General features: G+C 71.8%; 13 protein-coding genes. 7 read left to right on the forward strand and 6 right to left on the reverse strand.

Going from position 1 to position 13,004, the window contains the following annotated elements; translation table 11 throughout:
• The first annotated feature begins 383 nt into the window (after positions 1 to 383).
• Positions 384 to 1,295, forward strand: a complete 912-nt coding sequence (locus ACIQRL_RS15845; protein ID WP_401331798.1) for a Gfo/Idh/MocA family protein — start codon at positions 384 to 386, stop codon at positions 1,293 to 1,295.
• On the opposite strand, the gene lnt is transcribed toward ACIQRL_RS15845, so the two are convergent.
• The 4 genes from lnt to ACIQRL_RS15865 all read right to left on the reverse strand — a co-directional run bounded on the left by lnt (position 1,213) and on the right by ACIQRL_RS15865 (position 4,380).
• Complete coding sequence (gene lnt / locus ACIQRL_RS15850) at positions 1,213 to 2,799, reverse strand: apolipoprotein N-acyltransferase (RefSeq protein WP_401331799.1); 1,587 nt, start codon at positions 2,797 to 2,799, stop codon at positions 1,213 to 1,215. The two genes, ACIQRL_RS15845 and lnt, sit on opposite strands and share 83 nt — an antisense overlap.
• A gap of 122 nt (positions 2,800 to 2,921) precedes the next feature.
• Entirely contained in the window at positions 2,922 to 3,407 is a 486-nt protein-coding gene (locus tag ACIQRL_RS15855) for a nuclear transport factor 2 family protein (protein ID WP_401331800.1), read from the reverse strand.
• Positions 3,408 to 3,596: 189 nt separating this feature from the next.
• Entirely contained in the window at positions 3,597 to 3,776 is a 180-nt protein-coding gene (locus tag ACIQRL_RS15860; RefSeq protein WP_401331801.1) for a hypothetical protein, read from the reverse strand.
• A 403-nt stretch (positions 3,777 to 4,179) separates the two neighbouring features.
• Positions 4,180 to 4,380: a hypothetical protein gene (locus ACIQRL_RS15865; RefSeq protein WP_401331802.1), complete on the reverse strand. Its 201-nt coding sequence runs from the start codon at positions 4,378 to 4,380 to the stop codon at positions 4,180 to 4,182.
• Positions 4,381 to 4,726: 346 nt separating this feature from the next.
• Here ACIQRL_RS15865 and ACIQRL_RS15870 point away from each other — a divergent pair, with 346 nt between their 5' ends.
• From ACIQRL_RS15870 to ACIQRL_RS15880, 3 genes are read left to right on the forward strand one after another with little or no spacing between them, the layout of a single operon-like run.
• Entirely contained in the window at positions 4,727 to 5,992 is a 1,266-nt protein-coding gene (locus ACIQRL_RS15870; RefSeq protein ID WP_401331803.1) for a Gfo/Idh/MocA family protein, read from the forward strand.
• The gene (locus ACIQRL_RS15875) at positions 5,989 to 6,930 is read left to right on the forward strand and encodes a PmoA family protein (protein WP_401331804.1); all 942 of its coding nucleotides are present in this window, start codon (positions 5,989 to 5,991) and stop codon (positions 6,928 to 6,930) included. Before ACIQRL_RS15870 ends, ACIQRL_RS15875 begins: the two co-directional genes overlap by 4 nt.
• The gene (locus ACIQRL_RS15880; protein ID WP_401331805.1) at positions 6,927 to 7,652 is read left to right on the forward strand and encodes a cupin domain-containing protein; all 726 of its coding nucleotides are present in this window, start codon (positions 6,927 to 6,929) and stop codon (positions 7,650 to 7,652) included. The genes ACIQRL_RS15875 and ACIQRL_RS15880 overlap by 4 nt, the downstream gene beginning before the upstream one ends.
• A 71-nt stretch (positions 7,653 to 7,723) precedes the next feature.
• On the opposite strand, the gene ACIQRL_RS15885 is transcribed toward ACIQRL_RS15880, so the two are convergent.
• Entirely contained in the window at positions 7,724 to 8,185 is a 462-nt protein-coding gene (locus tag ACIQRL_RS15885) for a winged helix-turn-helix transcriptional regulator (RefSeq protein ID WP_401331806.1), read from the reverse strand.
• A 151-nt stretch (positions 8,186 to 8,336) separates the two neighbouring features.
• Here ACIQRL_RS15885 and ACIQRL_RS15890 point away from each other — a divergent pair, with 151 nt between their 5' ends.
• Positions 8,337 to 9,512, forward strand: coding sequence for a thiolase family protein (locus ACIQRL_RS15890; protein WP_401331807.1), 1,176 nt, complete (start codon positions 8,337 to 8,339; stop codon positions 9,510 to 9,512).
• 200 nt (positions 9,513 to 9,712) lie between these two features.
• On the opposite strand, the gene ACIQRL_RS15895 is transcribed toward ACIQRL_RS15890, so the two are convergent.
• Positions 9,713 to 10,531, reverse strand: coding sequence for a TVP38/TMEM64 family protein (locus ACIQRL_RS15895; protein WP_401331808.1), 819 nt, complete (start codon positions 10,529 to 10,531; stop codon positions 9,713 to 9,715).
• A gap of 50 nt (positions 10,532 to 10,581) precedes the next feature.
• Between ACIQRL_RS15895 and ACIQRL_RS15900 the strand changes: the two genes are divergently transcribed.
• Positions 10,582 to 11,316 carry a DNA alkylation repair protein gene (locus ACIQRL_RS15900; protein ID WP_401331809.1) on the forward strand — a complete coding sequence of 245 codons (735 nt, stop codon included), beginning with the start codon at positions 10,582 to 10,584 and terminating at the stop codon, positions 11,314 to 11,316.
• Between the two features lie 363 nt (positions 11,317 to 11,679).
• The gene (gene tuf, locus ACIQRL_RS15905) at positions 11,680 to 12,849 is read left to right on the forward strand and encodes an elongation factor Tu (RefSeq protein ID WP_401331810.1); all 1,170 of its coding nucleotides are present in this window, start codon (positions 11,680 to 11,682) and stop codon (positions 12,847 to 12,849) included.
• Positions 12,850 to 13,004: the final 155 nt, after the last annotated feature.

The following is a 13,004-nucleotide window of genomic DNA, read 5'->3' on the forward strand; positions in this document are numbered from 1 at the left end:
GCTGACGGGGGTCCGGGGTGCCGGGGGTCGTCGGGGTGTCGGCCTTGCACGCGCCGGGATCCCGTTGCCTCGGACCGGCGCGGGCCGCCGACCGTTGCCTCGGACCGGTGCGGGCCGCCGACCGGGTCGCCCACCCGGTGGACCGGGTACCCCGGACAAGGCAGGCCGCCATCGCCCGGACGGCCCTCCGGGTGACGTGGCGGCCCGGTGAGCAGGATGAGCACCCGTGCAGAGATCGCCCCGCGCGGCACCGCGATCACGAACCTGTCCGGGGCGGAACCCGCGCTCGTGCCGCGGCGCTCCGACGGAATGCCCGAACGACGGCCGTCGCGGCGGCCGTATGCTTCCGACGGGACCCGCGTCGGCGACTGAAGGAGACCCCTGTGAAGGTCGGCTGCATCGGACTCGGCGACATCGCGCAGAAGGCGTATCTGCCGGTGCTCGGCGCGCAGCCCGAGATAGAGCTGCATCTGCAGACGCGGACGCCGTCCACGCTCGACCGGGTCGCCGACAGCCTGCACCTGCCGCGCGCGCAGCGCCACACCGACCTGGCGGACCTGCTGGACCAGGACCTCGACGCGGCGTTCGTGCACGCGGCCACCGTCGCCCACCCGGAGATCGTCACGCGTCTGCTGGAGGCGGGCGTACCGACGTACGTCGACAAACCGCTCGCCTACGAGCTGGCCGAATCGGAGCGGCTGGTGCGGCTCGCGGAGGAGCGGAACGTCAGCCTCGCGGTCGGTTTCAACCGGCGTCACGCACCCGGATACGCCCAGTGTGTCGAACACCCGCGCGAGCTGATTCTGATGCAGAAGAACCGCACAGGGCTGCCCGAGGAGCCCCGGACCATGATCCTCGACGACTTCATCCACGTCGTCGACACCCTGCGCTTCCTGGTGCCGGGTCCGGTCGACGACGTGACGGTGCGGGCCCGTGCCGAGGACGGGCTGCTGCACCACGTCGTGCTCCAGCTCGCCGGAGACGGATTCACGGCACTCGGTGTGATGAACCGGCTGAGCGGCTCCAGCGAGGAGATCCTCGAGGTCTCCGGCCAGGACACCAAGCGTCAGGTGGTCAATCTCGCCGAGGTGATCGACCACAAGGGACAGCCGACCGTGCGACGGCGCGGCGACTGGGTGCCGGTGGCCAGACAGCGCGGTATCGAGCAGGCGGTCCTCGTGTTCCTCGACGCCGTGCGCGCGGGAAAGGTGCTCAGCGCCCGGGACGCGCTGGCGACTCACGAGTTGTGCGAGCGCGTGGTACGAGCTGTTCAGGAGCGGCCCTCCGCAGTCTGAACGTGCGGGCGCCCTCCGTCACGCACAGCGCGGCCATCACCAGCAGGGCGCCGTGCACCGGCCAGTCCCCGAACCGGACGTACGGCGTGACACCGCGGGCCATCGGCACGTCGTAGACCACAGCGCTGCTCGCGTCCGTGCCGAGCCAGGAGCCGATGCGCTCGCCGCTCGGGCCGTAGACGGCGGAGACGCCGGTCAGGGTCGCGTGCACCATGGAGCGGCCGGTCTCGGCGGCGCGCAGCGCGGCGAGCGAGGCATGCTGCTCGGGCGCCCAGCTGTGCTGGAACGTCGACGTCGAGGACTGCGCCACCAGTACCTCGGCGCCGTCCTGGGCGAGGTGGCGGCTCATGTCGGGGAAGGCCGTCTCGAAACAGATCATGGGGCCGATGCGCAGGCCATGCCCGACGTTCATCACCACCTGCTCGGTGCCGCGCCTGCGGTCCTCGCCCGCGGCCTTGCCGACGGAGGTGGCCCACCCGAGCACGGATCGCGCCGGCACGTACTCACCGAACGGGACCAGCCGCATCTTGTCGTAGCGGGCGCCCGTCGGACCGTGCGGCCCTACCAGGACCGAGCTCTTGTAGATACCGGGCCGGTCGGAGCGGCGCGCGTCGACGTTCACCAGGATGTCGGCGCCGACCTCGTGGGACAGCGTCGCGACGCGGTGCGCCAGATCGGGCCGGTCGGCCAGGTCGAAGCCGACGCTGCTCTCGCCCCAGACGATCAGGTCGGCGCCCTGACCCGCGAGTTCCCGGGTCAGCGCCTCCTCGCGCGCGAAGCGCTTGGCGCCGCTCGTGCTGCCGTCCACCACGCCGGGCTGCACGACCGCGATCCGTACCCGGCCGTCGACCTCCGGGCGCGGCGACCACACCCAGGCCGCCGAGGTCGCGGCGGCCGTCGCGACCAGTCCGGCCACCGCGGGCATACGGGACTCACGCACCGAGACCAGCACCGCGACCGCGACGTTGACCGCCACCACCAGGAAGCTGAGCAGCCACACCCCGCCGACCGAGGCCAGCCGCAGCGCGGGTTCCACCTGCCACTGACTCGATCCGAGCAGACCCCAGGGACCGCCCAAGCCCTGCCAGGACCGGACGAGTTCGACCATCAGCCACCCCGACGGCAGGACCAGGAGGGCGGCGCCGACCTGGCCCGGTGACGGCACCCCGGCCAGGAACCGCCGGACGAGCCACCCCCACGGGGCCCACAGCGCGCCGAGCAGCGCCGCTATGACCACCGTGAAGACACCCAGGCTCGGCAGCAGCCAGTGGTGCACGGCCAGGATGAAACCGAACCCGCCGAACCAGCCGTCGTACGCGGCACGCCTGCCCGTGGGGGCCGAGCGGGCCAGCAGGATCCAGGGCACCAGCGCCACGTACGCGAACCACCACCAGGACGGGGCGGGGAAGGCGAACACGGGCAGCGCGCCCGCCAGTGCGGCGACGACACCGCGCCGCCAGGGAGAGACCAGCCATGGACCGAAAGCACGGTCGGGCCTCTTCATCCTTCGCCTCCCTGCCCCGAGGTCTCTCCAGTGTGCGCGCCGGCGGCGATCTCCGACAGGGGGCAGGGAGATCGGGAGGGGGCGCACCGACGGGTGAGCGCCCCGGACCGGGAGCGGGTGGCTCAGGCGCTCGCGGGTGTGTTCCGGGGCTGCGGCATCCGGCGCCACTTCTCCTGGACGACCACCTGGCCCAGCCGCCAGCCGTCGTCGGTGCGCAGCAGACCGAAGGCGTAGCGGCCGCCGCACACGAGGTCGGGCGCGGTGGAGTCGCCGTCCTGCCCGGCGAACCGCATCGGATTGATGTAGTCCGCCTGTACCTCGGCCGTGTCGCCGGTGTCCTGGTCCAGGACACCGAACCGCACACGCCGGTTGACGATCAGGTGCTGGCGCATCGCGAACAGTTCCAGGCTCTGCGAAAGCCACCCGGCGACCTGGGCGGCGTCGCCCTCGATGCCGCCGGCCGAGCGGTAGTCGGCGCGGCCCTTCGGCGTGAACAACCCTCGGTACGCCTCCCAGTCGCCGTCGTCCACTGCCACCGCGTACGCGGTGACGATCTCGTCCACGGCGAACCGGTCCAGCACGGTCGCGAGCTCCACACGCTGCGTCATCGGCTCAGTGTTGGTCACAGGGCTTGCCACGCCAAGGGGCTGTGCGGGGATATTCGGTGTCCGGCAGGGTTCGGTTCGGCATCCGTCGACGAGGCCAGGGCAGGCTCGTGGCTGAGGTGAGTGCTCGTACGGGGAGGAACTCGACAGTCACGAGCGGCGGCGGGAATCGGCGCGGCGACGTGTACGGTCCTACGCCGCCTCGATGATCTCGCCGCGGATCGCCTCGGCCCACTTCACGACCAACAGCTCGTACTCCGCCCGCTCCTGTGCGGACAGGGAGCCGCCTGTCCGCGTCCACAGGGCGCGGATCTGTTCGTTCAACGCGGCGGCAGACCGCACGGAACCAGGCGGAGTGACTTCGGGGGACATGCGCACCAGCCTAGGCGCAAGGACTGACACTGCGCTACCGGGCGGCTACTCAACCCGTATGTGCTTCGTCACGGCGCACGCGACCGACGCGCAGCCGCTCACCGAAGTCCTGTTCCAGCGGCTTGAGTTGCCGTCGACGGGGCGGCCCGCACCTCCGCACCACGAACGCTGGAGAAACGCCATGGCCGAACCGGCCTGCCTGTTCCGCGCGACCGTCGGGCAGAGGGCAGAGGGCAGAGGGCAGAGGGCAGAGGGCAGAGACGGCTGAGGTGGCCGAGACGGCCGAGACGGCCGAGGGGGGAAGCGGTCGAGGCGGCGGATGCGGTGCATGCGGCGAGCGGCGCTTCGACAGTCCCGACAGTCCCGGCCCGGTCGCCATCAGGGGGTTGTGTCAGGGGGCCTGTCACGGGTTCAACCGTTCGGCCCGGCCACCTCCGACCGTGTCCGCCCTTTCAGCCCGTTCCGCCCAGACCCGCGCCGCGAGCGCTTCCGCCTCGTCCTGGGGGATTCCCGCTTTCACCAGGATGATTCCGCGGCTGCCGTCCGGGAACTTCACGCTGCGCGCTTCCGTGCCCAACCGGCCCAGTGTCGGGTCCTTCGGCATGCTCCACCTCCAGTCGGGGAGACCACGCTAAAACGCCGCCACCCAGTTCGCAGAAGCGTTCGGCCAGACGGCCTACAGGTCCAACAGATGGGCACGCCGGATCGCGGTGCGAAGTGTTCGCGGGCGCGGAGGGCAGCCTGACCTCCGCTTGCGCCGGCCCGACCGCAGTGGTTTCGAGGCACTTCCGGGGTGTTGACCCGCCGCCCGGCCGCCGCTTACGTTGCAGCGGCAGGGAAAGCGCTTGCTCACGCCGGTGCGCGTCCGTTGGGCGGTACGCGCCCGGTCCGGGGGCGACAGGCGCTGGCCGACGTCTGACATCACGTCCGATGGAGCGCTGATCAGGTAGATGACCGCATCCCGTACCGCACTCGACCTCCGGACCTCTCCGTCCACGCATACGAACCGCGCCGCGAACACCCCCCTCGGCGGTCGTCCCATCAGGGTCGCCGTCGTCGGCGCGGGCGCCATCGCGCGCGGGAGTCACCACCCCGCGCTCGCCCGGCTTGCCGAGGAGGGCGAGACGGAGATCGTCGCCGCGGTGGACATCGCCGAGGACGCGGTCCGGAGGTTCTGCGCCGAGGCGGGCATCCCGCACGCGTACACCGATCTGGACCGGATGCTCGAGGAGCAGCGGCCCGATCTGGTCTCCGTCTGTACGCCGCCCACCCTGCATCGGGAGCAGACCGTGGCCGCGTTGCGGGCCGGCGCGTGGGTGTGGTGCGAGAAGCCACCCGTGCCGACGCTCGCCGATTTCGACGCGGTGGAGGCGGAGGAGGGCACGGACGGCGGGCCGTACGCCGCGATCGTCTTCCAGCACCGCTTCGGCTCGGGCGCTCGCCACGTGCGGCGCCTGATCGCGGAGCGTGCCATGGGCCGCCCGCTCGTCGCGCACTGCCAGACCACCTGGTACCGCAACGCCGACTACTACGCCGTTCCCTGGCGCGGCCGTTGGGCGACCGAGGGCGGTGGGCCCGCGATGGGACACGGCATCCACCAGACGGATCTGCTGCTGGACCTGCTGGGGCCGTGGACCGAGGTGCGTGCGATGGCCGGTCGCCTGGTGCACGACGTGGAGACGGAGGACGTCTCGACCGCCCTGGTCCGCTTCGCCAACGGCGCCCTGGCGACCGTCGTCAACAGCGTCCTGAGCCCCGACCAGGTCAGCCGCATCAGGGTGGACTGCGAGCGCGCCACCGTCGAGCTGACCCACCTGTACGGTCACAGCAACGACGACTGGCGCATCACCCCCGCGCCCGACGTGCCGGAGGCGGACATCGCGGACTGGCGGGATTTCGGTGCGGATGTGCCCAGTTCGCACCTCGCGCAGCTACGGGACCTCGTCGCGAGCATGCGGGCGGGCGAACGGCCGCGCAGCAGTGGTCCCGACGGGCGGACCAGTCTGGAACTGATCACCGCCCTCTACAAGTCGGCGTTCACGGACACGACCGTCCGCGCGGGGGAGATCGGTCCGGGGGACCCGTACTACACGGCGCTGCACGGCGGCGCGCCCGGCTGGGCGCCCGCCGAGCCCGGGACGTCGGCGCCCGAGGCACCCGAGGTGCCCGAGACCTCTGAGGTGCCTGAGGCGGCGCGTGCGGAGGTCCGGGCATGAATGAGGCGCCGGAGTCCGGCCTGCGGGTCGTCCACACGCACGGGGAGCGGATCGCGATCAGCGAAGTCTCCACCGGCGTCGAGCTGTTGAACTACGTCTACCGTCCCGAGGCCGCCTGGGAGTCGCCGAAGCCCTATCTGCATCCGCTGCGGACGCTGGCCGGCAACGTCGTCACGGACTACCGCCCGAACGACCACCGCTGGCACAAGGGCCTGCAGATGACGGCCTCGCACCTCTCGGGCCAGAATCTGTGGGGCGGCAACACCTACGTCCAGGGACAGGGATATCTCGAACTCCCGGAGCGCGTCGGGTCGATGGCGCACGACGCCTTCGAGGAGGTCGCCGCGGACGGCGGTGGCGCGGTCATCGCCGAGCGGCTCACCTGGCATCCGTACGACGGTGAGCTGTGGGCCGGCGAGGAGCGCCGGGTCGAGGTGCACGACGTCGATCCGGGGGCGGGTTCCTGGGCGCTGACCTGGAGCTCCGCGGTCACCAACCACCGCGGCGAGCCCCTGCGTTTCGGCAGTCCGACGACCGCGGGCCGCGAGATGGCCGGCTACACGGGCCTGTTCTGGCGCGGACCGCGTGCCTTCCGGGACGGGCGGGTCATCGGGCCGGACTGCGAAGGACCCGGGCTGATGGGGCGCCAGGCACCCTGGCTCGCGTACTCGGCGGAGCACGACGGCCGCGACGGTCACGCCACCCTCGTCTTCGCGCACGCGCCCGAGAACGACCACGACGGAACGCGGGGCACCCACCCGGCCCACTGGTTCGTACGCAACGAGCCCTTCGCCGCCGTCGCCCCGTCCCTCGCCTTCTTCGACGAACTGGAACTCGCGCCCGGCGACACGCTCACCCGCCGCTACCGGGTGGTCGTCGCCGAAGGAGCCTGGGAACGCGAGGACATCGTCAAGTACCTTGCGGAACACCCCTGGTGAGCACCGAGACTCCCGGCTTTCCCGGGCTCCCGGGAGCCGTCGCCGTATCGCGTCTGCGGGTGTACGACTGGCCCGCGGCGGACGGTGTGAGCGGCGGAACTCCCCATCTCCACCTGACCTGTTCGGAGGCGTACGTCGTCACCGGCGGTCGCGGCTCGGTCCAGACGCTGACGGCATCGGGGTACCAGGTGACACCGCTCGTGCCCGGCACGGTCGCCTGGTTCACCCCGGGCACGATCCACCGGCTCGTCAACGAGGGCGACCTGTGCATCACCGTGCTCATGCAGAACGACGGACTGCCGGAGGCCGGCGACGCGGTCATGACCCTGTCTCCGGAGTACCTGACCGATCCCGGGACCTACGCGGCGGCCACCCTCGTCCCGGCGGACGCGCCCGAGGAGGAGCAGGCGCGCCTCGCCCGCGCCCGGCGTGATCTCGCGCTGGAGGGCTACCGCGTGCTGTGCGCCGCCGAGGGACCCGAGCCGCTCGCGGCGTTCCACCGGGCGGCCGCGGCCCTGGTGCGGCCGCGCCTCGCGGAGTGGCGCCAACGATGGCGGCGCGGGGCCGAGGCCGCCGCCGGGGCGACGGGGGACCAGCTCGACCGACTGGAGCGGGGAGACGCGTCGCACCTCGCCGCGGCCGTCGTACGGGCCGAACAACCTTTTGCGCGGGGCCGGTTCGGAATGTGCGGACGGCTCGATGTCTACAAGGCGGCCGACTAGGTCGTACCACTGCTTGCCGCTTGCCGCCGCTTGGCGCTTGCCGTCCACGGCCCGCGTCCCTGTATCGGCGGTTACGCCACCGCGGGCCCCGTGACCGTCCAGCCCGGGGCCTGGGGGTGGGCCGTGAGGGCGTCGTGTTCGACCTGCTCTCCGCATTCCCGGCAGACCACCTGGGGGACCAGCTCGTGGCCGCAGGTGTGCTCCAGCACCATGGGCCGGAAGCCGCCCTCCTGGAGGTGCCGGTCACCCCACGCCATGAGCGTCAGCAGGACGGGTTCCAGTTCGAGGCCCGCCCGGGTCGGCCGGTACTCGTAGCGCTTGGGGCGGTCGCTGTACTCCGCCTTCTCCAGCAGCCCGGCGTCGACGAGGCGCTTCAGCCGGGTCGTCAGCACGTCACGAGGGGCGCCGGTGTTGCGCACCAGTTGGTCGAAGCGTGTGGCGCCGAGCGACACCTCGCGCAGGACCAGCAGGGAGTACTTCTCGCCGACGAGGGCGAGTGTCGCGGCGATCGAGCAGGGGCGGGGGTCCTTCATGCCGCCAGTCTACGAGGGTGGGTTGGATGTTCCAACTCACTGGGTTACTCTTGGGTCACTTGGTGGGTTGGAAAATCAAACTCACCGGGTTCGAAGACCGGACCAGCCCGGTCGCCGGTTCCCCCGACCGCACAGACCTGAGAGGCATCCCATGCGTGACGCCGTGATCGTCGAAGCCGTACGCACCCCCGTGGGCAAGGGCAAGCCGAACGGTTCGCTCGCCCACGTCCACCCCGTGGAACTCCTCGCCCACACCCTGCGCGCGCTCGTCGAGCGCTCCGGGATCGACCCGGCGCTGATCGACGACGTCATCGGCGGCACCGTCGACCAGATCGGCGAGCAGGCCATGAACACCACCCGGTACGCCGTGCTCTCCGCGGGGTTCCCCGAGTCGGTCCCCGCGACCACGGTGGACCGCCAGTGCGGCTCGTCGCAGCAGGCCGTGCACTTCGCCGCGCAGGGCGTCATGTCGGGGGCGTACGACATGGTCGTCGCCTGCGGTGTGGAATCGATGAGCCGGGTGCCGATGTGGTCCAACGTGCCGGCGGGTGCCGACCCCTTCGGCCCCGGGGTCGCCGAGCGCTACCCCGAGGGTCTGGTGCCGCAGGGCATCAGCGCCGAGCTCATCGCCGCCAAGTGGGGCATCAGCCGCGAGCGGATGGACGCCTTCGCCGTCGGCTCGCACGAGAAGGCGGCACAGGCGTGGAGCGGCGGTCTGCTCGACGCCGAGGTCGCGCCCCTGGAGGGCCTCACCCGGGACGAGAGTGTCCGCCCCGGTACGACCCCCGAGATACTCGCCGGGCTGAAGCCCGCGTACTACGACCCGGACTTCGCCGAGCGCTTCCCGCAGATCGACTGGTCGGTCACGGCCGGTAACGCGAGCCCGGTCAACGACGGCGCCTCCGCCGTGCTCATCACGTCGAGCGAGACCGCCACCCGTCTCGGCCTGCGGCCCATCGCCCGTCTGCACAGCTTCGCCGTCACCGGTTCCGACCCGCTGCTGATGCTCACCGGCGTCGTCCCGGCCACCGAGAAGGTGCTGCGCAAGGCCGGTCTGGACCTCGGTGACATCGATCTCTTCGAGGTGAACGAGGCGTTCGCCGCGGTCGTTCTCGCCTGGCAGCAGGAGACCGGCGCCGACCTGTCCAAGGTCAACGTGCACGGTGGAGCCATCGCGATCGGCCACCCGCTCGGCGCGAGCGGCACGCGCCTCACGACGACCCTCGTCCACGCGATGCGCGCCCGCGGGGCCCGCTACGCGCTGCAGACGATGTGCGAGGCGGGCGGACTGGCCAACGCGATGATCCTGGAGGCCGTACGTCCGTAGCCGCGGCGGATCCCGGAAGCCGTACGCCCGTAGCTCTGCGGGTCCTGGAGGCCGTGAGTCCGTAGCTCCGAGGGTCCTGGAGGCCGTGAGTCCGTATCCCTGCGGACCCTGGAGGTGGTGAGTCCATGGCGGACGCCGGGTGCGGGACGGCCCTTGCCGGCAGAGGATTCCGGACCGAGCGCCCGTGGGCGTGAGGTGCCTCAGTGGCCGCGCAGGTGGTGGCGCTTGCGCCAGGCCACCACTGCTCCGACCACGGTGGGGACGGTGATCAAGGCCATCGCGATCAGGAAGGCCGGAGAGGTGGGCGAGGACGCACGGGCGCCGGCGACGGCGTACGCGGCGGTGTTCGGGATCGAGCCGAGCGCCGTCGCGACCAGGAAGGGCACCCAGCCCATGCGGGAGACGGCCGCACAGTAGTTCGCGGCCCAGAAAGGCACGCCGGGGAACAGCCGGGCCACCATCATCGACCGGAAGCCGTGCCGGCTGAGCTGGCCGTCCGCCGCCTTCAGCCAGCGGGCCCGCAGCAGCGACCGCAGCGCGTCCTGCCCGAGGATCCGCCCCAGCCCGAAGGCGACACCCGCGCCGAGCACCGTGCCCACCAGTGCGGTGCCCAGGCCCAGTTGGGAGCCGAACAGGGCGCCGGCCGCCAGATTGAGCAGGGGCCGGGGCACGAAGGCGACCGTGCACAGCCCGTACGCCACGGCGAACGAGACGGCAGCGGCGGCGCCGCCGAGCTGGGGCGGCCAGCCGTCGGCGAGGAGCCGCTGCGGGTCGAAGAGGAGCACGCTCGACGCGGCAGCCGCGAGCAGCACGACCAGCAGGGAGAGCCGCGACCACGGCGAGAGCAGTGCTCTCAGGCCGCGAGCGCCCAGGTCGGAGCGTGCGGCGGTGGGGGCCGCGGGTGCGGCGACGGCGATCTCCGAGGCGACGACCAGGTCAGTGGCGACGGTGAGCTCCGTGGCGGCGGCCTGGGGAGTGGCCGTGGCGGTGCCCCCAGAGCGGGTGGTGGCATCGAGCATTCCGGTGACACTAGCCGACGTATGTGTGTGATCGCCGTATGGTTCGTCTCATGGGCGTCACAGCTTCCGGAACGTCAGGTGCGCGCTTCGAGGTACCGGACAGCCTCCTCGCGGACACCGTCCTGGAACGGCTCACGACTGTCTACCCGGCGGCAGCCGACCCTCACCGTGCCGCGTCGATGCGCGCGTACATGAAGGACATCGCCCCCTTCCTCGGGCTGTCGACGCCCGAGCGCCGTGCCCTGTCCCGGACCGTGCTCCTGGACATCGCCCGTCCCGACGAGACGGACTGCACGGCGCTCGCCCTGCGCTGCTGGCGACTGCCGGAACGCGAGTACCAGTACTTCGCCGTCGACTACCTGCGCCGCCATGTGACGCGCCTGTCGTCGGGCTTCCTGCCGGTGGCCCGGCACCTGGTCTCGACCGTCTCCTGGTGGGACACCGTCGACGCGCTCGCCGCGCATGTGGTGGGAGGCATGGTGGCCGCCGACCCGCGACTGCGCACCGACATGGACGCCTGGATCGAGGACGACGACCTGTGGGTCGCCCGCACGGCGCTGCTCCATCAGCTCCGCCACAAGGAGGCCACCGACACCGGGCGCCTGTTCGCGTACTGCGTCCGGCAGGCTGGCCATCCCGATTTCTTCATCCGCAAGGCCATCGGATGGTGTCTGCGCGAATACGCCAGGACCGACCCGCAGGCCGTTCGGGACTTCGTCGCCGCGGAGCGGGCGAGGCTCGCGCCGCTGTCCGTGCGCGAGGCGCTCAAGAACATCGGCCCCTGAGAACGCCGACGCCCCGGACCGCCCGGCCTCCCGACGCACCGCGCGCACCATCTGCATCACCCGCAGTGCACCCGTCCACGGAGCACGGAAAACCATTCGACGTGGGCAGACGCGTCGGCGATGATCTCCTCATGTTCCGGTACGCCTTCCTCCTCGCAGCATCCGCAGTCGCGGACGCGCCGAAGGCTGCCGTCCCGATCATCACGGCAGCCGTCGACGGCGCCCGAAGCTGACCCTTCCCGGATTGTCCGGCGGACCCCGCAGGGGGAGGGTCGGTAACTCCTGGGGGTCCCCGTCCCGGCCACAACGTGCCGGGGCCATCACTCAGCTCCGCTGACACTGAAGAGGCTTCGAGGTACAGCCATGCCCAAGACGGCTTACGTGCGCACCAAACCGCACCTGAACATCGGCACCATGGGTCACGTCGACCACGGCAAGACCACCCTGACCGCCGCCATCACCAAGGTCCTCGCCGAGCGCGGCTCCGGCACCTTCGTCCCGTTCGACCGGATCGACCGCGCTCCGGAGGAGGCCGCCCGCGGCATCACCATCAACATCGCGCACGTCGAGTACGAGACCGACACCCGGCACTACGCGCACGTGGACATGCCGGGCCACGCCGACTACGTCAAGAACATGGTCACGGGCGCGGCCCAGCTCGACGGGGCGATCCTCGTCGTGTCCGCGCTGGACGGGATCATGCCGCAGACCGCCGAACACGTGCTGCTCGCCCGGCAGGTGGGCGTCGACCACATCGTCGTCGCCCTGAACAAGGCCGACATGGCGGACGAGGAGCTCGCCGACCTCGTGGAGCTGGAGGTCCGCGAACTGCTCTCCGCGCAGGGCTACGGGGGCGACGCGGTGCCCGTCGTACGGGTGTCCGGCCTCAAGGCCCTTGAGGGAGACCCCCGGTGGACGGCGGCCATCGACGCGCTGCTCGACGCGGTGGACACGTACGTGCCGATGCCCGAGCGCTACCTCGACGCGCCGTTCCTGATGCCGGTCGAGAACGTGCTCACCATCACCGGACGCGGAACGGTCGTCACCGGTGCCGTGGAGCGCGGCACGATCCACGTCGGCGACCGCGTCGAGGTGCTCGGCGCCGGCGTCGACACGGTGGTCACCGGCCTGGAGACCTTCGGCAAGCCCATGGAGGAGGCGCAGGCCGGCGACAACGTGGCGCTGCTGCTGCGCGGTGTGCCCCGCGACGCGGTCCGCCGCGGGCACATCGCCGCCGCGCCCGGCAGTGTCGTACCCAGCAGCCGTTTCACGGCGCGGGTGTACGTCCTGTCGACGCGCGAGGGCGGTCGTACGACAGCGGTCTCCACCGGGTACCGGCCGCAGTTCTACATCCGCACCGCGGACGTGGTCGGCGACGTCGACCTCGGCGAGGGGGCCGTCGCCCGGCCCGGCGACACCGTCGTCATGACGGTCGAGCTCGGCCGCGAGGTGCCGCTGGAGCCGGGCCTCGGCTTCGCCATCCGCGAGGGCGGGCGGACGGTCGGCGCAGGGACGGTTACGTCCGTCGGCTGACGCCGGGTCCGGGAGTCCGGTCGGGTTGCCGCCTGGTCCGGGTGGCCCGTCGGTTGTCGCCCGGCCGGTACGTCGGTCGGGCCGACGACCGGCCGGTGCGGCGAGCGGTACGGGTGACGCGGGTGTCCGCCCTGACAGGGCGGACACCCGTTCGT

The organism is Streptomyces sp. NPDC091209 (genome assembly GCF_044757755.1).
In the GTDB taxonomy this organism is placed as follows: domain Bacteria; phylum Actinomycetota; class Actinomycetes; order Streptomycetales; family Streptomycetaceae; genus Streptomyces.

Bases quoted from the DNA above. Each gene is read 5' to 3' on its own strand.
- lnt (WP_401331799.1), bottom strand. From the start codon at position 2,799: ATGAAGAGGCCCGACCGTGCTTTCGGTCCATGGCTGGTCTCTCCCTGG.
- ACIQRL_RS15855 (WP_401331800.1), bottom strand. From the start codon at position 3,407: ATGACGCAGCGTGTGGAGCTCGCGACCGTGCTGGACCGGTTCGCCGTG.
- ACIQRL_RS15860 (WP_401331801.1), bottom strand. From the start codon at position 3,776: ATGTCCCCCGAAGTCACTCCGCCTGGTTCCGTGCGGTCTGCCGCCGCG.
- ACIQRL_RS15865 (WP_401331802.1), bottom strand. From the start codon at position 4,380: ATGCCGAAGGACCCGACACTGGGCCGGTTGGGCACGGAAGCGCGCAGC.
- ACIQRL_RS15870 (WP_401331803.1), top strand. From the start codon at position 4,727: ATGACCGCATCCCGTACCGCACTCGACCTCCGGACCTCTCCGTCCACG.
- ACIQRL_RS15875 (WP_401331804.1), top strand. From the start codon at position 5,989: ATGAATGAGGCGCCGGAGTCCGGCCTGCGGGTCGTCCACACGCACGGG.
- ACIQRL_RS15885 (WP_401331806.1), bottom strand. From the start codon at position 8,185: ATGAAGGACCCCCGCCCCTGCTCGATCGCCGCGACACTCGCCCTCGTC.
- ACIQRL_RS15890 (WP_401331807.1), top strand. From the start codon at position 8,337: ATGCGTGACGCCGTGATCGTCGAAGCCGTACGCACCCCCGTGGGCAAG.
- ACIQRL_RS15895 (WP_401331808.1), bottom strand. From the start codon at position 10,531: ATGCTCGATGCCACCACCCGCTCTGGGGGCACCGCCACGGCCACTCCC.
- ACIQRL_RS15900 (WP_401331809.1), top strand. From the start codon at position 10,582: ATGGGCGTCACAGCTTCCGGAACGTCAGGTGCGCGCTTCGAGGTACCG.
- tuf (WP_401331810.1), top strand. From the start codon at position 11,680: ATGCCCAAGACGGCTTACGTGCGCACCAAACCGCACCTGAACATCGGC.